Raw genomic sequence first — 22788 nt, 5'->3', positions numbered from 1 at the left:
GGGCTGGGCCGGGCCCGTGGACTTCGAGTGTGGGGCTCCACCCCACCCGGCTGCGCTAAGGCCGCGCCGGGCGCGGCCAAGCTTCGCGAGCCCTCCCCATCAGAGGGGAGGGAGATCAGTGGACTTGGAGAGTGGAGTGTCCACCTTGTCGGCGAGCGGTCAGCCGGCGCGGTCACGGTACCAGGCGAGGACGGCCAGCCGAACGGCGGAGGAGAGGTTGGGGGTTTCCCTCGCTTCGTCGATCTCGCCGATCAGGACGGGCAGGGTGATGCCGCGGGCGGCGGCGAGGCGTTCGAGGCCGGCCCAGAATTCGGGTTCGACGGCGATGCTGGTGCGGTGACCGGCGATGGTCAGCGAGCGCTTTTCCACGCGCGCGGCCGGCTATTTCTTGCGGAAGCTGTCGAGGCTGACGACCTTTTCGCCCTTGGCCTCGGGCGTCGGGGCGGCGGGCTTGAGCTCGGTGACCTCGGCGGGAGCAGCAGCGGGCTCGTCATGGGCTTCGGGGTCGGCGACGCGCTCGACGTCGAACTGCAGGCCGAACTGCACGGACGGATCGAAGAAGCCCTTGATGGCTGAAAAGGGGATGCTGAGGAGTTCGCCGCGACCATCGAAGGACAGCTCGACCTCGAAACCGGTCTCGGTGACCTTCAAGCCGGTGAACTGGTTCTGGAGCACGATGGTCATTTCCTTGTCGTACTGCTCAACCAGCTTCTGGCTGAGCCGCACGCCGGGCGCCTTGGTGACGAAGGAAATGAAGAAGTGATGCTCGCCGGGCAGACCCGTCCGCGCCACTTCGGACAGCACCTTGCGGACCACGCCGCGCAGCGCCTCCTGGGCCAGGATGTCGTAGCGGATGAGGTCTTCGGCCATTGAGCGTTTCCAAGCGCGGGTGAATCCCCGCCTGGCGTTAATATCTCAGGTGTGCCGGTAGCAGTTCAAGGCAAAAGCGGCCGGTTGCCTTGGGTCATTAGGCGAGCCTTGAACGATGGGGAGGGAAGTGCAGGCTTCTGTTGCCAGGTGCCTGCGAACCCCGCCTGCCGCCCTGCTAGGAGCGGAGGACTTTAATTCCCAGTGCTAGCGCCGCATTACGCAGCGACAGCAACCGGAGCATAGTTGTCGTTGGCAACTATTAGGATGGCCCGATATCGGTGGTACCATGCCGAGCAAAAGTCTACCCTTTACGCCCTTGTCGATCCTGTTTCGTCCCCATGCAACCCGCCACGACGGGGAGATCTGGTGGAGACGCCGGGCACTGCCCCCGGGTCCAATGGGTTTATTACGATAGCCGTTTATCGCCATAGCCGGTCACCCGGCAGGTTCTATATAGGCGCGATGGGTGGGCGATGCAAAGGGGGCAGCCGTTGGATGTCCCTGGATCGTATCCACAAACGAGGTCGGGGCTGTGGGTTCCTCGTGCGGGCGCGAGCGACTACACTGGACCCATCTTTCCCGCAGAATCGTTCAGCCCCATGCGCCAGTATCTCGACCTGCTCAGTGACGTGCTCGAAAACGGGACCGACCGGTCGGACAGGACCGGAACCGGGACGCGCTCGGTGTTCGGGCGGCAGGTGCGGTTCGACCTGTCGCGGGGCTTTCCGCTGGTGACGACCAAGAAGCTGCACATCAAGTCGATCATCTACGAACTGCTGTGGTTCCTGCGCGGCGAGACCAATGTGCGCTGGCTGCAGGAGCGCGGGGTGAGGATCTGGAACGAGTGGGCCGACGAGAACGGCGATCTCGGGCCGGTCTATGGCTCGCAATGGCGGAGCTGGCCGGACGGGCATGGCGGCACCATCGACCAGATCCGCAACGTGGTGGAGTCGATCAAGACCAAGCCGGATTCGCGGCGGCATATCGTTTCGGCGTGGAACCCGGCCGAGGTGGACGAGATGGCGCTGCCGCCGTGCCACTGCCTGTTCCAGTTCTATGTGGCGGACGGCAAGCTGAGCTGCCAGCTGTACCAGCGCTCGGGCGACCTGTTCCTGGGTATCCCATTCAACATCGCGTCCTATGCGCTCTTGACCGAGATGATGGCGCGGGTGACCGGGCTGAAGCCGGGCGAGTTCGTGCATTCGTTCGGCGACCTGCACATCTACCACAACCATTTCGAGCAGGTACGGCTGCAGCTGACGCGCGAGCCGCGGCCGCTGCCGCGGCTGACGATCAACCCGGACAAGACCGACATCTTCGACTACGTCTTCGAGGATTTCATGATCACCGGCTATGATCCGCATGAGCGGATCAAGGCGGAGATTGCGGTATGAGATTGCTGGGACTGGCTCTTGCCCTGCTATTGGCCGCGCCGGCGCTGGCCAACGACACGATGGCGACGCTGGGTACCGGCGGGTTGGTATTCCTGCAGTCGCCCGACGTGAAGATGGTGCGCGAGGACCTGTATGTTTCGCCCGAGCAGATCCGGGTGAAGTACGAGTTCCGCAACGAGGGCGCTGAGGACCAGGAGGCGCTGGTGGCGTTTCCGCTGCCCGACATCACCGGCGACGGCGACTTCATGACGGCGGTGCCGAGCGAGGATCCCGCCAACATTTTCGGGTTCGAGACGACGGTGAACGGCGAGCCGGTGCAGAGCGAGCTGCACCAGTACGCGTTCGCGACCAATATCGACTACACGGCGTTCCTTGAGGATCTCGGCGTGCCGCTGCTGCCGTTCGGGCAGGCGACGCAGGCGGCGATCAACGCGCTCGACGACGAGCAGAAGGCCGAGCTGCTGCATCGCGGGCTGGTGATCCCGATGGAATACGACATCGGGCAGGGGATGCAGACCGAGTATGTGCCGGTGTGGACGCTGCGCTCGACCTATAGCTGGGAAGCGAGCTTTCCGGCCGGCGAGACGGTGGTGGTGGAGCACCAGTACAAGCCCAGCGTCGGTGGCACGGTCGCGGTGACCTTCCTCGGCGAGGGTTACGACGACTACGACCCCAAGACCGAGTACGCGAAGAAATACTGCACCGATGATAGCTTCATCAATGCGGTGAAGAAGACGCTGCCCGATCCGGACGAGCCTTATGGCGCGCCGTTCACCGAGAGCTGGATCAGCTATGTGTGGTCGACGGGATCGAACTGGAGCGGGCCGATCGGGACGTTCCACCTGACCATCGACAAGGTGCTGCCGCAGAACCTCGTGTCGTTCTGCTGGGACGGCGAGGTGACAAAGACCGGGCCGACGACGTTCGAGATGGAGGCCAAGGACTGGTGGCCGCCCTACGGCCGCGAGCTCGAGGTGCTGATCCTCAACCGGCAGAATCCGGAACCGACCGTCGGGTGAGCACTCCATGACCGTAACGATTCGCAGCGCCGTCCCCGGGGACGCGACGCTCATAATCCGTTTCATCGCCGACCTCGCCGCGTACGAGAAGCTGTCGCATGAGGCCAAAGCGAGCGAGGCTGACATTTTGCGCGACCTGTTCGGCGAGGCGCCAAAGGTGTTCTGCGAGATTGCCGAGCATGAGGGGCGGCCGGTCGGGTTTGCGTTGTGGTTCTACACCTACTCGACGTTTCAGGGCCGGCACGGCATCTGGCTCGAGGATCTGTACGTCGATCCGGAGGCGCGCGGGCTCGGGATCGGCAAGGCGCTGCTCAAGAGCCTGGCGCAGCGTTGCGTGCGCGAGGGCCTGGGGCGGTTCGAGTGGTGGGTACTCGACTGGAACGAGCCCTCGATCAACTTCTACAAGGCGCAAGGCGGGGTGATGCAGGACGAATGGACCAAGGTGCGCGTCGAGGGTGAGGCGCTGGCCAGGCTGGGTGCACCGTGAGCGTCCCCATCGCGATGATCGCGGCGGTGGGCGAGAACGGGGTGATCGGGGCCGAGGGCCAGATCCCGTGGCGGCTGCCGACCGATTTCGCGCATTTCAAGCGCACCACGCTGGGCAAGCCGGTGATCATGGGACGCAAGACCTTCGAGAGCATCGGCAAGCCGCTGCCGGGGCGCACGAACATCGTGGTGACGCGGCGGCGCGACTATGCGCCCGAGGGCGCGGTGGTGGTGCACGATCTGGGGGAAGCGATCGCGGTGGCGCAGGAGATTGCGACGCGAGACGGAGCTTCCGAGGTGATTGTCGGGGGCGGCGGCGAGATTTATGGGGAGGCGATGCCACTGGCGGAGCGACTTTACGTCACACATGTGGCGGCAGTTCCCGAGGGCGATGCTCGCTTTCCGGCAATAGACCCAAAGGAATGGGAAGTTGCCGAGGAGGTGTTGCTTGCTCGTACCGAGCGCGACAGCGCGGAATTCTCAGTGAGAATCTATCGTCGGCGTTCACCGGCCGCACGTTGATCGGCTTGGGCGCGCCCCCTATATAGGGCGGCAAGTCAAAACCCTTGGAAAGGTAACGCATGCCTTGGGACAACAATACGGGCGGGGGCGGCCGCAATAGCAATAATGGCGGCCCGTGGGGACAACCGTCCGGTGGCGGCGGCGGTGGCAATCGCCGTGGCGGGGGCGGGACACCCAGTCTCGAGGAAATTCTTTCGCGTGGCCGCGACCGCTTCCAGGGGGGGATTCCCGGCGGGCGCTGGGGCCTTGTCGGCGGCGCGGTGCTGCTGATCGCGGTGTGGCTGTTCAACTCGATCTACACGGTCGATCCTGCGGAAGTCGGCGTCGAGCTGCAGTTCGGCAAGCCCAAGCCCGAGCTTTCCAATCCGGGCCTGCATTTCCATCTGTGGCCGGTCGAGACGGTGGAGAAGGTCTCCGTGGCGCTGAACCGGACCACGATCGGTGGCACTTCAGGTGCGCGGGCCAGCGATGAGGGCCTGATGCTGTCGGGCGACCAGAACATCGCCGACGTGCGGTTCACCGTGTTCTGGTCGGTGGCGAACCCGATCGAGTACCTGTTCAATGTGCGTGAGCCCGAGGACATCGTGCGGCTGTCGGCCGAAAGCGCGATGCGCGAAGTGGTGGGCCGGCGGCCCGCCGACGACATCTTCCGCAACGACCAGGGCGGTATTGCGAGCCAGGTGCAGGACATCACCCAGGCAATCCTGACCAGCTATGGCGCGGGTATCACCGTGAGCGAGATCAACATCGAATATGCGGCGCCGCCGTCAGCGGTGGTCGAGGCCTTCAACGAAGTGCAGCGCGCCGGCCAGGACGAGACGCGCGTGCAGGAAGAGGCGCGGCGCGATGCCAATACCCGCCTCGGTAACGCGCGCGGACAGGCCGCGGCGGTACGGGAGCAGGCGGCGGCCTACGCCAACCAGGTGGTGCAGGAAGCCACCGGTGAGGCCGAGCGCTTCAACCAGATCTACGCCGAGTACGTGAATGCGCCCGATGTGACGCGGCAGCGCCTGTTCCTCGAGACGATGGAAGAAGTGCTGGGCGGCTCGCAGAAGGTGCTGATCGAACCAGGACAGAACGGCAGCGGGGTAATCCCCTATCTGCCATTGCCTGAGCTCAGGACGACACCGCCGACCAGCGGCGCCCCGACCACCGACGTTGCGCCGAGGTAAGCCATGAACAGACTTGTTGTTGCCGGCATTGCCGTCGTCGCCCTCATCTACGTCTTCTTCTCCTCACTCTACGTGGTCAACGAGCGCGAGCAGGCGATCGTGCTGCGCTTCGGCCAGATCACCGACGTGCGCAGCGAACCGGGCGTCTACTTCAAGATTCCGACCGATATCGTGGACACCGTGCAACTGATCGACGATCGGCTGCTGCGCGTCGACATCACCGATCTGCGCGTGCAGGTGCAGGGCGGCGCGTTCTATATCGTGGATGCGTTCCTGACCTACCGCATTACCGACCCGCGCCTGTTCCGCGAACGCGCCCTGGGCCAGCTGTCGGTGGTCGAGGATCGCATCAGCACGAGCTTTGCGGCCGTGCTGCGCCAGGTCTACGGTCTGCGCGACTTCGATGATGCGCTGTCGGAAGAGCGCGCGCAGATGATGGTGGAGGCGCGTGACCTGATCCGCCCCAACGTCGAAAATCTCGGCGTGCAGGTGCTGGACGTGCGTATCGTGCGAACCGATCTCGATGCGGAGGTGTTCGAGAGCACCTATAACCGCATGCGCGAAGAGCGTCTTGCCGAGGCGGCCGGTATCCGGGCGCGCGGCCAGGAAGCAGCCCAGACGTTGCGCGCCATCGCGGAGCGCCAGGCGGTGGAGATCGAGGCGGCGGCTACCCGTGACGGCGAGATCATCCGCGGTCAGGGCGACGCCGAACGGAACCGGATCTTTGCTGCGGCTTACGGCCAGGACCGGGAGTTCTTCGAATTCTTCCGCTCGATGCAGGCCTATCGTGCCTCAATGAGCGGGGACCGGACCACCATGGTGCTGTCGCCCGAGAGCGAGTTCTTCCGCTATTTCGGCTCGAACGGCGAACTGCCGGCGCGCAACCCGAGCCCGGCGGCGCCGATTGCGACGGCACCTGTGCCCGAGACCGCGGTGCCGCGCACGCAGGGGCCGGCGCTCGACGGGCTGGGTATCGAGGAAACTCCGGTGCCCGAGCTGACGCTCGACAACGGCCAGACGCTGGCGCCGACGGTGGGTACGGAAGTGCCGCCTCCCGTGGAGGTGGTTCCCGAGCTTCCGGCGCCGGCTCCCGAGCCGGCCCCGGCTGCCCCGGCGGAGACGACGCCGGCTCCGGTCCCGGCGCCCGCCGATGGCGCGGCACCGGCGGCGACTCCCTGATCCTCAAAGCCCCGGCCCAGTGCCGGGGCTTTCGTTTTCGGGCAACACCAAGTGTTGCGCATCAACCATTCGTGCGGCGGCGCATGCGCATGGCGGACGAGGACTTGTTCTCTTGCGTCGGCTTCGCGGATAAGCTCGGCGCCGGGACATGGATAGGTCATCCCGGTGAATCGGAGTGCGGTCGATGTGGCGTGCGGGGCGTTTGTTCGGGATGGTAGTGCTGGCCGCGGGGCTGGCGATGCCTTTGAGCGGCGCGGCGCTGGCCCAGGCGCAGGGACCGGGCTCGGTGGCCAAGCTCGCCGAACAGCTGTCGCCGGCCGTGGTCAATATCGGGACTTCGCGGCATGTGCTGGGCGGACCGGGCGTGCCGTTCCCGGAGTTGCCGGAAGGCTCGCCGCTGCAGGAATTCTTCGACGAGCACAACCCCAATGAGGGGCTGGGCGAGGAGCAGATGCAGGAGGCGCGCAGCCTCGGCTCGGGGTTCATCATTTCCGCTGACGGCACTGTGGTGACCAACAACCACGTGATCGACGGAGCGGAGGAAATCTCGGTCTACCTGACCGACGGGACGCGGCTGCCGGCGACGATCGTCGGACGGGACGACAAGACGGATCTGGCGCTGCTCAAGGTCGACGCAGGGCGCGACCTGCCGTTTGTCGAGTTCGGCGACAGCGACACGGCGGTGGTGGGCGACTGGGTGATGGCGATCGGCAACCCGTTCGGGCTCGGTGGTTCGGTGACACTGGGGATCGTTTCAGCGCGCAACCGTGACATCCAGTCGGGTCCGTATGACCAGTTCATCCAGACCGATGCCGCGATCAACCAGGGCAATTCGGGCGGGCCGCTGTTCGACATGAACGGCAAGGTGATCGGCATAAACACCGCGATCATCGCGCGCGGCGGCTCGTCGCTGGGCATCGGCTTTGCGGTGCCGGGGAATCTGGCGCAGCCGGTGATCGCCCAGCTCGGCGAGTTCGGCGAGACCCGGCGCGGCTGGCTAGGCGTCGGCATCCAGGAGGTCAGCGAGGATATTGCCGACAGCCTGGGCCTCACGAGTACATCGGGGGCGCTGGTGATCAACGTCACCAAGGGCGGGCCGTCCGAGACGCTGGTCAAGGAAGGAGACATCATCCTCGAGTTCGATGGCAAGGCGATTGCGCGGATGCGCGACCTGCCGCGGGTGGTGGCTGAGACTGCGGTGGGCAAGGCCGTGCCGGTAAAGCTGCTGCGCGATGGGACGGAGCTCACGATCGACATCACGCTGGGGCGGCTGGAACTGGGCGAGCAGTTGCTCGCGGGGGTGACGCCGGACGCCGAGGCTCCGGCCACCGATGCACCCGCGCCCGAGGCAGAGGTCGAGGTGTCGCCGGCGCCCGAGGGGCTGACCGAGCTGGTCGGGTTCGAGGTGGCGCCGATCGACGACGCGCGGCGGAGCGAGTTCGACATCGCCGAAAGCGAGAATGGCATCGTGGTGACGACGGTGCGCAGCGGCTCGGATGCGCAGGCGAAGGGGTTCATTCCGGGGCTGATCGTGACCGAGGTGAACCAACGCCAGATCGGCTCGGTGGACGAACTGAACCAGCTGGTCGCCGAGGCGCGCGAGGCGGGACGGCCGGCGGTGCTGTTCAAGGTGACCGATCCGGCGGGGACGAGCCGGTTTATTGCGGTGCGATTGGGGTAGGGGCCACATACCCACCCGGGCGTGGCGAGATAGTGCCTTCGACACGCGTCGGTCCTCATGCCGATCAGCGGACGATGTCTTCGTCCGTGTAGCCCTGTAGATAGAGTAGCGCCGTGAGGTCGGCGTGGTCGATGCGGACGTCGGCCTGGGCGGCGACGTGCGGCTTGGCGTGGAGGGCAACGCCGCAGCCGGCGGCCTTGATCATGTCGAGATCGTTGGCGCCGTCGCCGACGGCCATGGTGAGGGCCATGTCGAGGTGGCGCTCGGCGGTGAGGGTGCGCAGGCGGGCGAGCTTGGTCGACTTGTCGACGATGGGGTCAGCGACCGTGCCGGTGAGGCGGTCGCCATCGAACTCGAGCACATTGGCGATGGCTTCGTCGAAGCCGATGCGCTTGGCGAAGTAATCGGCGAAGAAGGTGAAGCCGCCCGACACCAGCGACGTGTAGGCGCCGTAGGCCTTCATCGTGTGGATGAGGGCGCGGCCGCCGGGGGCGAGGGTGATGCGCTCGCGGCGGATTTCCTCGATGAGGTGACGCTCGAGGCCCTTGATCAGGGCGACGCGGGTGCGCAGCGCCTGCTCGAAATCGAGCTCGCCGTTCATGGCGCGCTCGGTGATGGCGGCGACCTCGGCCTTGATGCCGACGGCATCGGCGAGCTCGTCGATGCATTCCTGCTCGATCATGGTCGAATCCATGTCGGCGACGAGGACGAGCTTCTTGCGATTCTCGGCGGGGACAAGGGCGGTATCGACCGGCTTGTCGCCGATGATGGCGCGGGCGGAGGCGACCGGATCGGCGACCTTCGGGCGCTCGATCTCGCAGGCGACGCGCTGGTGCAGCCAGTTGATCTCGCCACCGGTCTCGTGCTGGATCGCCGCGACCAGGGCGGAGTCGAGCGCCGGGTCGGCGGGATTTGCGATGAGGCAGAGTACCGTCATGGATATCGTCGAAAGGCCGGAGATATGGGCGTCAGCCCCGGGAAACGCGCGGTGTTGATAGCGGGTCCGACCGCCAGCGGCAAGTCGGCGCTGGCGCTGGCGATGGCGCGCGAGCAAGGCGGGGTGATCGTCAACACCGATGCGCTGCAGGTCTATGACGGGCTGCGGCTGATCACGGCGCGTCCCTCGGCGATCGAGATGGAACTGGCCCCGCACCGGCTGTACGGCGAGGTGCCGCCGGCGGTGCGGTTTTCGACCGGGGACTGGGCGCGGGCGGCAATGGCCGTGATCGCCGAGGCGGACGGGCGGGTGCTGATCTTTACGGGCGGCACCGGGCTCTATTTCGAGGCGCTGCTCAACGGGTTTGCCGATGTGCCGGAGGTGCCGGGCGAGATCGTGCGCGAAGTGGAGGCCGAGATCGCCGGGCTCGACCGCGAGGCGCGCGGGGCGCTGATCGCGGCGCGTGACCCGGTGATGGCGGCGCGGCTCAAGGCGCCGGATCCGCAGCGGGTGACGCGGGCGCTGGCGGTGCTGAGGGCGACCGGGCGGTCGCTGGCGAGCTTCCAGGACGAGGCGCAGGCCGGGCTGCTGGATGGGTTCGAGGTCGAGAAGCTGGTGCTCGATCCGGACCGCGAGGTGCTGCGGCAGCGGATCGCGGCCAGGTTTGCGGCGATGATGTCGGGCGGGGCGATCGAGGAGGTGCAGGCGTTGCTGGCGCTGAAGCTCGATCCGAGCCTGCCGGCAATGAAGGCGATCGGGGTGCCGGAGATCACTGCCCTGCTCGCGGGGGAGATCGAGGAGGACGAGGCGATGGAGCGGGCGGTGATTGCGACGCGGCAATATGCCAAGCGGCAACGGACATGGTTCCGCAACCGGATGGCAGACTGGAACCGGGTGGCGGTGTAAGGCGCCGGCCGCGAGGTTCGGGCCGGCGCCTTCGATCAGTGCTTCATGGCATGGTGTTCGCAGGAGACGGCGGGATTGAAGGGCATGAGCTCGCCCATCGGGTTATCGCGGAACAGCCAGACATGCTGGTCGAAATGCGGGGCGAAGCCGTGCGCTTCATCCCCGGGGGTGGCCGGGTCGTCGGCCATGTGGTCCCAGTTGCGGCCATTGAGCACCAGCTGATCCGGGGTGCCCTGGGCGTCCCAGGCGGCTTCGAAGACGAGGTTCTCGACGGCGACGAGCTCAAGCGAGCCGTCGGCCTGGGGCTCGTAGATCAGGATGGATGGCTTCATCCAGTCGGTATAGGTCGAGCCGCCGTCGACCCGTGGCGCGGTCGCGGTGATCTGCAGCAGGCCGGGGTGGATGTAGTGCAGCCCCATGGCCCCGAGCTCAGCCGGGAAGCCGGATTCGGCGGCTGACACGCAATGGTCCTCGGGCAGGATGTAGCCATCCGCCAGTGCTACGTTCACGTCCTTGTATTTGCTTACGGCGTCACGCAACTGGTCGAGATCGACGTCGACGGCCAGGGCAGCCGTCGGGAGAAGCGATGTCACCAGAGCAAAAACTGCAAGTGCCTTCACTGTACCCTCCTCAAACAGTCAAACGCGGGCGGGATGTCCACGGTTGTGCGGGAGAGATTAGCACTTCGTCAGAACCGGCGCACGACATGGACGCGCAGCGAAGCATATCACCAAAGACTTAGCCGCGGTGGTAGTAGCGCGATTTCCGCGCGCTGGAGATTTACCCACGCTGTCGGGAATGTGCTATTGATTGGCTATATGACGACTTGTACACAGCGCGGCTGCGGAGGACGACGTGAAGCGGATATTCGTGTTCGCTATCGGCATGTTGCTGGCACTCCCAGGCTGGGCCGAGGACACGACTGCTCCGGCCTGGGCTGACGTGCAGCCCATCTTCACCCAACATTGCGTGATGTGCCACGGGCCGCAGGGCGCGGCGAACGGGCTGCATCTCGACAGCTACGCTTCGGCAGTTGCGGGGAGCAAGAACGGCGCGGTGGTGCTGGCGGGCGATGCCGCCCATAGCGAGCTGATCCAGCGGCTCAAGGGCGAGAAGACGCCGCGCATGCCGTTCCTCAGCTATCCGCTGGGCGAGGACCAGATCACGCTGATCGCGCGCTGGATCGACGCGGGGCTGCTCGAAAAGTAGTTACGTGACGTCGATGCGCGTGGCGCCGGTGGTGCGCTCGAGGTCGGCCGCGGTGATCTCGAAGACCGAGCGTGGGTCCCCGGCGGCGGCCCAGACGGTGGCAAAGCCGTGCAGCGCTTCGTCGAGATAGGTCGGCAGCGGGGCCGGGTGGCCATAGGGCGAGACGCCGCCGATGGAAAAGCCGGTATGCTGCTTGACGAAATCGGCGTCGGGGCGCTCGAGCGCCTCGCCGATGCGCTGGCCGGCGCGCTTTTCGTGCACGCGGTTGCTGCCGGAGACGAGCAGGAGGTAAGGCTTGCCGCTGTCCTTGCCCTTGAACAGCAGCGACTTGACGATGCGGCCGACCTCGATGCCGAGGGCGTCGGCGGCCATCTGGGCGGTGGTGGCGAGCTGATCGAGCACGATCACCTGGCCGGGCAGGGCGTGGCGGGCAAGGGCGTCGGCGACGCGCTGTTCGGCGGGCTTGAGCTGGGTCATGCGGGGTTGTCTGCCATGAATTTCTGCACGAGGCCAAGCCGCTCGCGCAGCGCAAAGCGGCCGACGAGCAGGATGGCGACGAAGGCGAGGCCGGCGGCGAGGCCGAGCCAGATGCCGACGCCGCGCAGATCGGCGACGAAGCCGAGCAGGTAGGCGGTGGGCAGGCCCACGCACCAGTAGCCGAAGATGGCGAGGAACATCGGGGTGCGGGTGTCGGAGAGGCCGCGCAGGGCGTGGGCGGCAACGACCTGGGCGCCATCGACGAGCTGGAAGATGCCGGCAATGCCGAGATAGGTGGCGGCGAACATCAGGGCGGCGGCATTGGCCGGGTCGGAACCATCGAGGAAGATGCCGACCAGGGCGTGCGGGGCGACGAGGAACAGCGTCGCGGTGAGCGCCATGAAGCCGACACCCATCGCGAGGCCGGTCCAGCCAGCAAGGCGCACGCCTTCGGGATCGCGGCGGCCGGCGGCGAGGCCGACGCGCACGGTGGCGGCGACGCCGAGGCCGAGCGGTACCATGAAGGCGGTGGAGGCGAGCTGCAGCGCCACCGCGTGGGCTGCAACCTCGTTGGTGCCGAGCCGGCCCATAAGGATGGCGGCGACCGAGAACAGGCCGACTTCCGCGGCGACGGTGAGGCCAATCGGCACGCCGACGCGCAGGACCTCGAAGAAGTGCTTCCAATCGGGCTTGAGGAAGCGCGCGAGGATATAGAAGCGCTTCAGCTTGCGGTGCGTGACGGCGTAGCCGAGCAGCGCGAGGAACATGAACAGGTTGACGAAGCCGGTGGCGATGGCGGCGCCGCGCAGCTCGAGCCGCGGGAAGCCGAAATGGCCGAAGATCAGCACCCAGGCGACGAGACCGTTGACGATGACGCCGAGCACGGTGACGACGAGGATCACCCGGGTCGCCGCAAAGGCGGACAGGAACGAGCGCACCACGGCGATGCCGAGCGCGGGATAGAGCATCCAGAAGCCGGCCAGCATGTAGCTTTCGGCGAGCGCGGTGACCTCGGGATCCTGGCCGATGGCGAGGTAGATCGGGCGGATGTTGAGGACGATCGGCACCAGCAGGGTGGAAATGAGGATCGCGACCCAGAAGCCCTGGCGGACGATGCGGCGCACGGCCTTGGTGTCACCGCGGCCGCGGGCCTGGGCGACGAGCGGCGCCACGGCGCCGACAATGCCGATGCCGGTGAGCTGGAAGGGCATCAGGAATGCGCCGGCCAGCGTGCCGGCGGCGAGATATTTCGGGCCGAGCCAGCCCATCAGCACCACATCGGTGGTGAAGAGCAGGTTCTGGGCCAGTTGTGCAATGATCAGCGGCCACGCCAAAGCAAGGCTGGCGCGGAACTCGGTGGCCCAGCCACGTGAAGAGATTTCGCCGACGCCGGAGGCCGGCGCCGCAACTTGTTCAGACATTTGGCATTCCACTCGCGGGCGAGACGCTTAGCCCAATCACAAAGGTCTCACAAGCGCGTGGAACTAAACGGCGAAATGTGCATTCATGCTCAGGGGTTCATGGCGTCAAAACACCTGCGGAGAAAATCTTCCCATGCGTAAAATCCTATCCTCTGTTGCCGTGCTGGCCACGGCACTCACGCTTTCGGCGTGCTCGACCACGGAAAAGGCGGCGAGTGTCGGTGCAGTCACCGGCGCAGTCATCGGCGGCGCTACTACCGGCTCGCTCGGCGGCGCTGTTGTCGGCGCGACGGTCGGCGGCCTCACTGGTGCGGTTGCTGGCTCGCTGGTCGGTCGCTATCGCGATGATCCCACCAAGTGCGTGTGGGAAGACCGCAACGGTCGCCGCTTCGTCGCCGAGTGCTCGCCGCGCGGCTGATTCGGCAGCTTTACAGGGACAGGCCCGGCCAAGCGCCGGGCCTTTTCGTTTCACGGGGCGAGGTTTGCCGGAACGGGCGGCGCTTCGTACTTGACCGTGATTTCGACGCGGCCATTGCCGGCAAGATAGGGATCGTTCGGAAAGAGCGGATCGGCGGCGGCCTGGCCGGTCACCGACTGCAGCCGGTCGTCCGACAGGCCGAACTCGCCGAGGATGGAACGGACGGTGTTGGCGCGGTCGCTCGACAGGTCCCAGGCGCCGTAACGCGGATTGGGATAGCTCGCGCCAGCGGCCGTGTGGCCGGAAATGGCGATCGGGCGCGACAGGCGCTCGAGGATGGGACCAAGCGCGGCGATGGCCTTGCGGGTTTCCTCGTAGGGGAACTTTGAGCCCTCGGGGAACATGGGGCGGCCTTCCTGATCGATGATCTGGATATTGAGGCCCTCCTCGGTCTCCTCGACGAGGAGGCTGTCGGAGATCGTGGTGATCTCCGGATCGGCCTGCCAGGCTTGCCGGATGCTCGCGGCAGCGCTGTGGAAATCGGTGTTGTACTGCGACTGCATCGGCACCGTGGAAGCGCGTGTTGCCTCGTTGGGGCTGCCGCCGGCGTCGTCGGTCCCGCCGCGCGATTCCAGTTGCGGACCGGCCTGGCTGCTTTCGGGGGCGGTCAGCGCGTCCTTGCTGGAATCCACGGCGATCTTGGCACCATCGGCCGTGAAGGCCTGTCCCCCCATGACGCCGCCGGCTCCGCTGGTGCTTTCGGAGACGTTGGGTGGAGCGAAATAGTCGGCGAGGCCCTTCTTCTGCTCGGGCGTGGTCATGGAGATGAGCCAGAGCAGGAGGAAGAAGGCCATCATGGCCGTCACAAAATCGGCATAGGCGATCTTCCAGGCGCCGCCATGATGGGCGTGGCCGCTCTTCTTGATCTTCTTGACGATGATCGGCTGGTTGCCGGGGAGGGCCACGACGGGCTCCTTAGGTCAGCGCAGGCAGGTTCGCGGTCGCTTCGTCGATCTCGGCGAAGGTCGGGCGGACTTCGCTCATCAGGGCCTTGCGGGCGAACTCGATGGCGATGGACGGGGCATAGCCCGACATGTGAGCGAGCAGCCCGACCTTCATGGACAGGAAATACTTGGACTCGGCCTCGAAGATATTGCGCAGCGACTGCGCCATGGGGCCGAAGAAGCCATAAGCAACGAACACGCCGAGGAAGGTACCGACGAGGGCGCCGCCGATCATGTGGCCGAGCACTTCGGGGGGCTCGCTGATCGAGCCCATGGTCTTGATGACGCCGAGCACGGCGGCGACGATGCCGAGCGCCGGGGTGCCGTCGGCGAGGGACTGGACGGCGCCGATCAGGCGCTCGTTCTCCTGGTGGTGGGTCTCGAGTTCCTCGTCCATCAGCGATTCCATCTCGTGCACCACGTTGGAGCCGAGGGTGACCATGCGCAGGTAGTCGCACATGAACACCACCGCATGGTGGTTCTTCATGAAGGTCGGGAAACGCTGGAACAGTGGCGAGTTCTCAGGATCCTCGATGTGCTGCTCGAGGGCGAGGACGCCCTTGGATTGCACCAGCTTGAACAGGGTGAACTGCAGGCCGAGCAGCTCGACATAAGCTTCCTTGTTGTAGCGAGGACCGCGGAACAGGATGCCGAACAAGCCGGCCGTCTGCTTCAGGACGGGACCGGTATTGCCGATGATGTAGGCGCCGAAGGCAGCGCCCAGGATGATCACGGCTTCGAAGGGCTGGATCAGCACTTCGATGTGGCCGCCCATGGCGATGTAGCCACCGAGCACGGACACAAAGATAACGACAATACCGACGATGAGCCGCATACGCGTGACGCCCCGTACTCAAAACGGGAACCGCATGGTCGGAAGGAGGGTCCGAACGGCAGTGCCCAGTCATAAACTCGCTTCTGCGAGACCCTTCAGCATCGCTCCGGATGCCGCTGCCGCTTACGGGCAGAGTCGGGTACGCGTTCGGCGGCTAATGTCGTACGCGGCGGGTTAAGGTTCGGCTAATCGGGGCGGGCGGTTTGGCGGGGGTTTGCTGGGGCAGCGAGGCAGCCGCAACCACGGTTGTCATTCCTGCGAAAGCAGGGATCCATCTGTGCATCGGTGCGGGCTGTGAGTTGGACCCCAGCTTGCGCTGGGGTGACAGCCGGTGTGTGGGGTTGCCGTTGGATACAAGGCCCCAGTACCGGTCAGCCGGCGCGGAGCAGGGGGATCGCGAGGTCCTTGCGGAACAGGTAGAGCAGGATGCGGAGGGCGTCGCCGTCGGGACCGGTAAGGCCGGGGTTACGGCCTAGGGCGTTGCGAGCGTCCTCGTGGGCCCATTCGAGCAGGTGGCGGTGCACGTCGGGGACGGCAAGATGGTAGCCGGGCATGCCGGACTGTCGGGTGCCGAGCACGTCGCCCTGGCCGCGCAGCTCGAGGTCCTTCTCGGCGATCTCGAAGCCGTCCTCGGTCTTGCGGATGGTTTCGAGGCGGGCTTCGGCGGTTTCGCTGAGCGGCTCCTTGTAGAGCAGGAGGCACGCGGAGCGCTGGCTGCCGCGACCGACGCGGCCGCGCAGCTGGTGCAGCTGGGCGAGGCCGAAGCGCTCGGCATGCTCGATGATCATGATGGTGGCGTTGGGCACATCGACGCCGACTTCGATCACCGTGGTGGCGACGAGGATCTTGGCTTCGTTGTTCTGGAAGCGGTCCATGGCGGCCTGTTTCGCCGCCGCGCTCATGCGGCCGTGGACGAGGACGACCTGGTCGCCGAAGACCTTCTTCAGCTCGGCGAAGCGGTCCTCGGCGGCGACGACTTCGAGGGTTTCGCTCTCTTCGACCAGCGGGCATACCCAGAAGGCCTGTGCACCTTCGTCGATGCGGGCCCTGAGGCGCTGGATGACGCGGTCGTACTCGGAGATCGAGAGCACGGCGGTGTCGATGGGCTGCCGGCCGCGCGGCTTTTCGCGCAGGATCGAGACGGCCATGTCGCCGAAATGGGTGAGGACGAGGGTGCGCGGGATGGGGGTCGCGGTCATCACCAGCAGGTCGGCATGCGCGCCTTTCTCGCTGAGGGCGAGCCGCTGGTGGACGCCGAAGCGGTGCTGCTCGTCGACGACGGTGAGGCCGAGATTGTGGAACTCGACGCCGGACTGGAACAGGGCGTGGGTGCCGACGGCGATGTGGCTTTCGCCGGTGCGCAGCCGTTCGAGGGCGGCGCGGCGGTCGCCAGCGGGCATCTTGCCGGTCAGGAGCTCGATGCCGAGGCCGGCCTTCACGCAGATCGGGGCGAGTGAGCGGTAGTGCTGGGCGGCGAGCAGCTCGGTGGGCGCCATCATGGCGGATTGCGCGCCGCTCTCGGCAACGGCGGCCATGGCCATGAGGGCGACGACGGTCTTGCCGGCGCCGACATCGCCCTGCACCAGCCGCGACATGCGCTCCGGGGCGGCGAGGTCGTGGCGAATATCCTCGACGGCGAGGCGCTGGCCTTCGGTGAGGGTGTAGGGCAGGGCGGCGGTGACCGCGGCGGTGATCTCGCCGGTGAAGGTGCGGGGGATGCCGCGGGGCGAGACGAGCTGCGAGCGGACGATGAGCAGCGCGAGCTGGCCGGCGAGATACTCGTCGTAGGCGAGGCGCATGCGGTTCTTGGACCAGAGCTGCGCATCGTCGGGCGTGTCGGGGGCGTGCGAGGCGGTCATGGCGGCCTGGAAGGTGGGCCAGCCGAACTCGGCAATGCGCTCGGCCGGCATCCACTCGGCCAGCTCGGGCAGGGTGCCGAGCACCTGGCGGATCAGCTTGATCAGGACGCGGGAGGCGAGGCCGTGGGTGAGCGGGTAGACCGGCTCGACCAATGGCATATCCTCGAACTTGTCGACCTCGACGACATAGTCGGGATGGGTGATCTGCTTTTCGCCGTTGAAGAAGCCGATGGTGCCCGAGACGTAGCGATCCTCGCCGACGGGCAGCAGCTTTTCGACCCAGCCGCCCTGAGCGCGGAAATAGACGAGCTGGATCTCGCCGGTTTCGTCGTGGGCGAAGACCCGATGCGGCACGTTGGGGCGACCGCGTGGCGGGGGCTGGTGACGGTCGATATGCAGCTTCAGCGTCGCGATGTTGTTGTGCACGGCGCCGGCAATGCCCTCCATGCGGCGGCGGTCGACGACGCCGGAGGGCATGTGCATGAGCAGGTCGAGCGCGATGGCTTCCTGCCCCTCGGGCGCGCCGAAGAAGCGGGTGAGCAACGACGAGAGCTGTGGGCCCACGCCCTTGATGGAGTGCAGCGAACGGAACAGCGGATCGAGGATGGGTGGACGCGCCATGCCTGCCATGTGTGATGGCCGCCCGGCATGGGTCAAGCCTCACGTGGACAGGGGCGCGCCGAGAGCGTAAACACGCCTCCCACATCCCCCGAGACGACCCGATCATGGCCCTTCAAAAAGACGCCGGTGAAGATTCTGCATTGCGCGAGCGCCGTTTGCGCTATCGCGCCTGGCATCGCGGGACCAAGGAGATGGACCTGCTGCTCGGGCCCTATGCCGACGCCAAGCTCGGCACGATGAGTGCCGCGGAACTCGACCGGTTCGAGCAGCTTCTGGAGGAGGCCGATACGGACCTGCTCAAGTGGCTGATGGGCCAGGAGCCAACACCCGCGGACGCCGACCACGCATTGCTCGCGGACGTTCTCAACTTCCGGACCTCGAAATGACCGAACTGCGCGCCGATCGCACCATTGCCAACGTGCCCGACGGGATGCAGCCCGTCGCGTTCGCGCGGCTCGTCGAGGAGAGGCTGAAGCAGGCGCCGGACGAGGGTGTCGCGGCGGTGTTCGTTGCGCGCGACGGGCGACGCATGCAGCGCATGCTGGAAATCCTCGAGCAGCTGATGCCGGGGCACCAGATCCTGTCGCTCCCCGCCTGGGACTGCCTGCCCTATGACCGCGTGTCGCCGAACGGGGTGACCGTGGCGGCGCGGATGACGGCGCTTTCGACCGTTGCCAGCGGGGCGGCCAAGGGGGCGATCGTCGTCACCACCGTCAATGCGCTGGCGCAGAAGCTGCCGCCGCGCGACGTGGTGGCGGGGATGAGCTTTGCCGCGGCGGCCGGGCAGGTGGTCGATAGCGAAAAGCTGGTCGGCTGGGCGGCGGGCAATGGCTATCTGCGTGTGCCGACGGTGCGCGAGACCGGTGAGTATGCGGTACGCGGCGGGCTGATCGACATGTTCCCGGCGGGAGCAGAGCAGCCCTATCGCTTCGACTTCTTCGGGCGGCAGCTCGAGACCATCCGCACCTTCGATCCTGACACACAGCGCACGACCGGCAACGTCAAGCGCATCGCGCTGGCGCCGATGAGCGAGGTGCTGCTGAGCGATGAGGCAATCAAGCGCTTCCGGGCGCGCTACACGACGATGTTCGGTGGCAACACGGTGGACGATCCGCTCTATGCGGCGGTGAGCGCTGGGCAGCGCTATCCGGGCGTCGAGCACTGGCTGGCCTTCTTCTACGAGGCGCTCGACCACCTCACCGCCTACACCGAGGCCGCGCCGTTCGTGTTCGACGACCAGGCCAAGGAGGCCTTCGTCGACCGGCTGTCGCAGATTTCCGATTACTATCAGGCGCGCGAGGATGCGCGGCACGAAAAGCAGGCGCCGAACTCCGGCCCGCCCTACAAGCCGGTGCCGCCGGAGCAGCTCTACGAGACGGGCAAGGCGATCTACGAGGTCGCGCCCAAGGGCGGGGTGGTGCAGTTGTCGCCGTTCGCGACGCCGGACACCAAGCGCGCCGACGATGCAGGCGGGCGGGTGGCGCCGAGTTTTGCGGCGGAGCGGCAGGCGCAGGACGTCAACCTGTTCCAGGCGGTCGTGAACCTCTTCGCGCGCGAGCGGAAGGCCAAGCGCAAGACGATCATCGCGTGCTGGTCGGAAGGTTCGCGCGACCGCATGGCGCAGGTGCTGGCCGACCACGGGCTGGCGCATCCGCGCATGGCGGAGAACTGGCGCGACGCGGAGACGACTTCGGCGGAAACGACGGCGTTGGTGGTGCTGGGGCTCGAGACGGGCTTTCAGACCGACGACATGCTGGTGCTCAGCGAGCAGGATATTCTCGGCGAGCGGTTGCTGCGGCCACAGCGGCGCAAGCGCGCATCCGACGCGCTGACCGAGGCGGCGGGCCTCGCCGCGGGCGATCTTGTGGTGCATGTGGACCACGGCATCGGCCGGTTCCTCGGGCTCAAGACCATCGAGGTGCAGGGCGCGCCGCACGACTGTGTCGAGATCGAGTACGCGGGCAACACGAAGCTCTATCTGCCCGTCGAGAATATCGAGCTGCTGTCGCGCTATGGCGCCGACGCGGTCATCGAACTCGACAAGCTGGGCGGCGTGGCCTGGCAGGCCAAGAAGAGCCGGCTCAAGAAGCGCATCCGCGAGATGGCCGACCAGCTCATCAAGATCGCGGCGCAGCGCCAATTGGTGACCGCGCCGCCGATCGACATCCAGACCGGCCTCTACGAGGAGTTCGCGGCGCGCTTCCCCTACGACGAAACCGAGGACCAGCTGGCGGCGATCGCGGCGGTGTTCGAGGACCTGTCGTCGGGCAAGGTGATGGACCGGCTGGTGTGCGGCGACGTCGGCTTCGGCAAGACCGAGGTGGCGCTGCGCGCCGCCTTCGCCGTCGCCATGTCGGGACGGCAGGTGGCGGTGGTGGTGCCGACGACGCTGCTGTCGCGGCAGCACTTCAAGACGTTCACCGAGCGCTTTTCGGGATTGCCGCTGCGCATCCGGCAGGCGTCACGGCTCGTATCCGCGAGCGAGCTCAAGGGCACTCGGGAAGAACTCGAGAAGGGCACGGTCGACATCGTTGTCGGCACGCATGCGCTGCTCGCCAAATCGATCAAGTTCAAGGATCTGGGCCTGCTCATCATCGACGAGGAGCAGCACTTTGGTGTGGCGCATAAGGAGCGGCTCAAGGAGCTGAAGGGCAACGTGCACGTCCTGACGCTGACGGCGACGCCGATACCGCGCACGCTGCAGCTGGCGCTTACCGGGGTGCGCGACCTATCGCTCCTGGCGACGCCGCCGGTTGATCGGCTGGCGATCCGTACGTTCATTTCGCCCTTCGACGCACTCAGCGTGCGCGAGGCGCTGCTGCGCGAAAAATATCGTGGCGGGCAGGCGTTCTACGTGGTGCCCAAGATCAAGGATCAGCCCGATATTGCCGAGTTCCTGCGCCAGCAGGTGCCCGAGGTCAGCTATGTCGTCGCCAACGGACAGATGCCGCCGGGCGAGCTCGACGACATCATGAACAATTTCTACGACGGCAAGTTCGACGTGCTGCTGGCGACGACGATCGTCGAATCCGGGCTCGATATTCCGAACGCCAACACGCTGATCGTGCACCGGGCCGAGAACTTTGGGCTGGCGCAACTCTACCAGATCCGCGGCCGCATCGGGCGGGCCAAGCAGCGCGCCTACGCGCTGTTCACGATCCCGGCCGATCGCAAGCTCAACGACACGGCAGAGCGGCGGCTGACGGTGCTGCAATCGCTCGAAACGCTCGGTGCGGGCTTCCAGCTCGCCAGCCACGACCTTGATATCCGCGGTGCGGGCAACCTGCTGGGCGACGAGCAGTCCGGCCATATCCGCGAAGTTGGGTTCGAGCTCTACCAGGCGATGCTCGAGGAGGCGGTGGCGGCGCTGCGCGATGGCGATGCCGACTACGAGGACCGCAACGAGTGGAGCCCGACGATCTCGCTGGGCATGCCGGTGATGATTCCGGAGCACTATGTGCCGGACCTGCAGGTGCGCATGCAGCTCTATCGCCGGCTCGGCGACCTGGCCGATCCGCGCGAGATCGACGCGGCAGGCGCCGAGCTGATCGACCGCTTCGGGCCGCTGCCCGCGGAGGTCGAGGCACTGCTCAAGGTGATCCTCGTCAAGGCCCTGTGCCGGCAGGCCAATGTCGAGAAGGTCGACGCGGGACCGAAGGGAGCGGTGATCACGCTCAGGCGCAACGAATTCCCCAATCCGGCGGGGCTGGTGCGCATGGTTTCGGACCCGCAGATGCAAGTGCGGATCAAACCCGATCAGAAACTCGTGTTCGCCAGAGATTGGCCAAGTGCAGATGCGAGACTGAAGGGAACGGCTGCGATTCTCTCGAGGATGGCCCGTTTGGCCGCGGAATCGGGCGTTGCCGCAACAGTTTCAGGTTAAGACTTTCGGAAGTCGCAGTGGCCATGCTATTGCCCGATTTCGTGCATTGAAGAACACGCAATTGAGGTGGCGTGAGAGCCACCGCTGGTAGGACACCACAAGGAATCTCAATGACGCTCAAGAAGCTCGCCGTCGCCGGATTTGCGGTAGCCGCGCTGATGATGCCCACCTTCGGGGCGCTGGCGCAGGAAGCCGCACCCGCCGCTCCCGCCGAGGGGGCAGCTGCTCCGGCCCAGGAGGGCGCCGCTCCGGCGGCCGCCCCGGCAGCCAATGCCGCTCCGGCGCAGAACTGGCTGAAGGTCTGCGACCCGATCGCGGACAACAAGAAGGCCTGCATCATGCGTCAGGTCGTGGTGGCGAACGGCCAGTTCCTCGGCTCGTTCCTGCTGCGCGACGATCCGGGCCAGGAAAGCCGCCTGCTCGCCGTGGCGGCGGTGCCGCTCGGGGTGCTGCTGCCGTTCGGCCTGACCTGGCAGATCGATGGCGGCAAGCCGATCCGCGTGCCGTTCATGCTGTGCGACCCGCAGAGCTGCGCCACCCAGTTGGTGATCAACGAGGCCTATGTGAACAGCCTCAAGAAGGGCGGCACGCTGCGCCTGACCGCCAAGAATCGCCAGAACAAGGATCTGGTCATCGACATCAACCTCGGCGGCTTCACTGCCGTCTATGATGGCGAAGCGGCGATGACCTTCGACGAGTTCAACAAGCAGGCGACGACCCCGTCGGCGCTCGAGCAGCAACTGCAGGATCGTGCCGAGCAGCTCCGCCAGGAACTGTCGGGTGATGGCGCAACGCCGCCGGCGGACGGTGCGGCTCCCGCGCCGGCTCCGGCCCCTGCGACGCCGTAAGCGGCCGACTGGACGAGATGTAGAAAGGGCGCCTCGCGGCGCCCTTT

General features: G+C 66.4%; 22 protein-coding genes and 1 other RNA gene. 13 read left to right on the top strand and 10 right to left on the bottom strand.

Annotated features, from left to right (window positions below; all coding sequences use genetic code 11):
- Window positions 1-159: 159 nt before the first annotated feature.
- The 3 genes from AC3A6I_RS10795 to ssrA all read right to left on the bottom strand — a co-directional run bounded on the left by AC3A6I_RS10795 (window position 160) and on the right by ssrA (window position 1353).
- Window positions 160-369 (bottom strand): ribbon-helix-helix domain-containing protein, encoded by a 210-nt coding sequence (locus tag AC3A6I_RS10795; protein ID WP_487543695.1) that lies wholly within the window; start codon window positions 367-369, stop codon window positions 160-162.
- Between the two features lie 12 nt (window positions 370-381).
- Window positions 382-870: an SspB family protein gene (locus tag AC3A6I_RS10790; protein WP_487543694.1), complete on the bottom strand. Its 489-nt coding sequence runs from the start codon at window positions 868-870 to the stop codon at window positions 382-384.
- Window positions 871-996: 126 nt separating this feature from the next.
- Window positions 997-1353, bottom strand: a transfer-messenger RNA (tmRNA) gene (gene ssrA, locus AC3A6I_RS10785).
- 116 nt (window positions 1354-1469) lie between these two features.
- Between ssrA and AC3A6I_RS10780 the strand changes: the two genes are divergently transcribed.
- The 7 genes from AC3A6I_RS10780 (at window position 1470) to AC3A6I_RS10750 (ending at window position 8323) form a co-directional block, all read left to right on the top strand.
- A complete protein-coding gene (locus tag AC3A6I_RS10780) occupies window positions 1470-2264 on the top strand; it encodes a thymidylate synthase (RefSeq protein ID WP_487543693.1) in 795 nt (264 codons plus the stop codon).
- Complete coding sequence (locus tag AC3A6I_RS10775) at window positions 2261-3283, top strand: DUF4424 domain-containing protein (RefSeq protein WP_487543692.1); 1023 nt, start codon at window positions 2261-2263, stop codon at window positions 3281-3283. Before AC3A6I_RS10780 ends, AC3A6I_RS10775 begins: the two co-directional genes overlap by 4 nt.
- 7 nt (window positions 3284-3290) lie before the next feature.
- Window positions 3291-3770 carry an N-acetyltransferase family protein gene (locus AC3A6I_RS10770; protein WP_487543691.1) on the top strand — a complete coding sequence of 160 codons (480 nt, stop codon included), beginning with the start codon at window positions 3291-3293 and terminating at the stop codon, window positions 3768-3770.
- A complete protein-coding gene (locus AC3A6I_RS10765; protein WP_487543690.1) occupies window positions 3767-4291 on the top strand; it encodes a dihydrofolate reductase in 525 nt (174 codons plus the stop codon). The genes AC3A6I_RS10770 and AC3A6I_RS10765 overlap by 4 nt, the downstream gene beginning before the upstream one ends.
- 59 nt (window positions 4292-4350) lie before the next feature.
- Window positions 4351-5463 (top strand): FtsH protease activity modulator HflK, encoded by a 1113-nt coding sequence (hflK, locus tag AC3A6I_RS10760; RefSeq protein ID WP_487543689.1) that lies wholly within the window; start codon window positions 4351-4353, stop codon window positions 5461-5463.
- Window positions 5464-5466: 3 nt separating this feature from the next.
- The gene (hflC, locus tag AC3A6I_RS10755; protein WP_487543688.1) at window positions 5467-6642 is read left to right on the top strand and encodes a protease modulator HflC; all 1176 of its coding nucleotides are present in this window, start codon (window positions 5467-5469) and stop codon (window positions 6640-6642) included.
- A gap of 238 nt (window positions 6643-6880) precedes the next feature.
- Window positions 6881-8323 (top strand): Do family serine endopeptidase, encoded by a 1443-nt coding sequence (locus tag AC3A6I_RS10750; RefSeq protein WP_487543687.1) that lies wholly within the window; start codon window positions 6881-6883, stop codon window positions 8321-8323.
- A gap of 64 nt (window positions 8324-8387) precedes the next feature.
- Here AC3A6I_RS10750 and serB read toward each other — a convergent pair whose 3' ends face one another.
- Complete coding sequence (gene serB / locus AC3A6I_RS10745; protein WP_487543686.1) at window positions 8388-9260, bottom strand: phosphoserine phosphatase SerB; 873 nt, start codon at window positions 9258-9260, stop codon at window positions 8388-8390.
- A 24-nt stretch (window positions 9261-9284) separates the two neighbouring features.
- On the opposite strand from serB, the gene miaA reads away from it, so the two are divergent.
- A complete protein-coding gene (miaA, locus tag AC3A6I_RS10740; RefSeq protein WP_487543685.1) occupies window positions 9285-10166 on the top strand; it encodes a tRNA (adenosine(37)-N6)-dimethylallyltransferase MiaA in 882 nt (293 codons plus the stop codon).
- 35 nt (window positions 10167-10201) lie between these two features.
- Here the strand turns inward: miaA and AC3A6I_RS10735 are convergent, their stop codons facing one another.
- Window positions 10202-10759, bottom strand: coding sequence for a hypothetical protein (locus AC3A6I_RS10735; RefSeq protein ID WP_487543684.1), 558 nt, complete (start codon window positions 10757-10759; stop codon window positions 10202-10204).
- Window positions 10760-11021: 262 nt separating this feature from the next.
- Here AC3A6I_RS10735 and AC3A6I_RS10730 point away from each other — a divergent pair, with 262 nt between their 5' ends.
- The gene (locus AC3A6I_RS10730) at window positions 11022-11375 is read left to right on the top strand and encodes a c-type cytochrome domain-containing protein (protein ID WP_487543683.1); all 354 of its coding nucleotides are present in this window, start codon (window positions 11022-11024) and stop codon (window positions 11373-11375) included.
- On the opposite strand, the gene AC3A6I_RS10725 is transcribed toward AC3A6I_RS10730, so the two are convergent.
- Both AC3A6I_RS10725 and AC3A6I_RS10720 read right to left on the bottom strand, forming a co-directional pair.
- The gene (locus AC3A6I_RS10725) at window positions 11376-11852 is read right to left on the bottom strand and encodes a YbaK/EbsC family protein (RefSeq protein ID WP_487543681.1); all 477 of its coding nucleotides are present in this window, start codon (window positions 11850-11852) and stop codon (window positions 11376-11378) included.
- Window positions 11849-13273, bottom strand: a complete 1425-nt coding sequence (locus AC3A6I_RS10720) for an MATE family efflux transporter (RefSeq protein WP_487543679.1) — start codon at window positions 13271-13273, stop codon at window positions 11849-11851. Before AC3A6I_RS10720 ends, AC3A6I_RS10725 begins: the two co-directional genes overlap by 4 nt.
- A 133-nt stretch (window positions 13274-13406) precedes the next feature.
- Here AC3A6I_RS10720 and AC3A6I_RS10715 point away from each other — a divergent pair, with 133 nt between their 5' ends.
- Window positions 13407-13691: a YMGG-like glycine zipper-containing protein gene (locus tag AC3A6I_RS10715; protein WP_487543678.1), complete on the top strand. Its 285-nt coding sequence runs from the start codon at window positions 13407-13409 to the stop codon at window positions 13689-13691.
- A 50-nt stretch (window positions 13692-13741) separates the two neighbouring features.
- Here AC3A6I_RS10715 and AC3A6I_RS10710 read toward each other — a convergent pair whose 3' ends face one another.
- The 3 genes from AC3A6I_RS10710 to recG form a co-directional block, all read right to left on the bottom strand.
- Complete coding sequence (locus tag AC3A6I_RS10710) at window positions 13742-14656, bottom strand: flagellar motor protein MotB (RefSeq protein ID WP_487543677.1); 915 nt, start codon at window positions 14654-14656, stop codon at window positions 13742-13744.
- 10 nt (window positions 14657-14666) lie between these two features.
- Window positions 14667-15530 carry a flagellar motor stator protein MotA gene (gene motA / locus AC3A6I_RS10705; RefSeq protein ID WP_487543676.1) on the bottom strand — a complete coding sequence of 288 codons (864 nt, stop codon included), beginning with the start codon at window positions 15528-15530 and terminating at the stop codon, window positions 14667-14669.
- A 371-nt stretch (window positions 15531-15901) separates the two neighbouring features.
- The gene (gene recG / locus AC3A6I_RS10700) at window positions 15902-18010 is read right to left on the bottom strand and encodes an ATP-dependent DNA helicase RecG (RefSeq protein ID WP_487543675.1); all 2109 of its coding nucleotides are present in this window, start codon (window positions 18008-18010) and stop codon (window positions 15902-15904) included.
- A gap of 104 nt (window positions 18011-18114) precedes the next feature.
- Here recG and AC3A6I_RS10695 point away from each other — a divergent pair, with 104 nt between their 5' ends.
- The 3 genes from AC3A6I_RS10695 to AC3A6I_RS10685 all read left to right on the top strand — a co-directional run bounded on the left by AC3A6I_RS10695 (window position 18115) and on the right by AC3A6I_RS10685 (window position 22741).
- A complete protein-coding gene (locus AC3A6I_RS10695; RefSeq protein WP_487543674.1) occupies window positions 18115-18396 on the top strand; it encodes a succinate dehydrogenase assembly factor 2 in 282 nt (93 codons plus the stop codon).
- Window positions 18393-21893 (top strand): transcription-repair coupling factor, encoded by a 3501-nt coding sequence (mfd, locus tag AC3A6I_RS10690; protein WP_487543673.1) that lies wholly within the window; start codon window positions 18393-18395, stop codon window positions 21891-21893. The genes AC3A6I_RS10695 and mfd overlap by 4 nt, the downstream gene beginning before the upstream one ends.
- 110 nt (window positions 21894-22003) lie before the next feature.
- Window positions 22004-22741 carry an invasion associated locus B family protein gene (locus AC3A6I_RS10685; protein WP_487543672.1) on the top strand — a complete coding sequence of 246 codons (738 nt, stop codon included), beginning with the start codon at window positions 22004-22006 and terminating at the stop codon, window positions 22739-22741.
- Window positions 22742-22788 lie beyond the last annotated feature (47 nt).

The sequence above is a fragment of the Devosia sp. Soil_C_22 genome, assembly GCF_057657195.1.
Note: the sequence above shows the minus strand (reverse complement) of the source record. Positions and strands in the feature narration are given on the sequence as shown.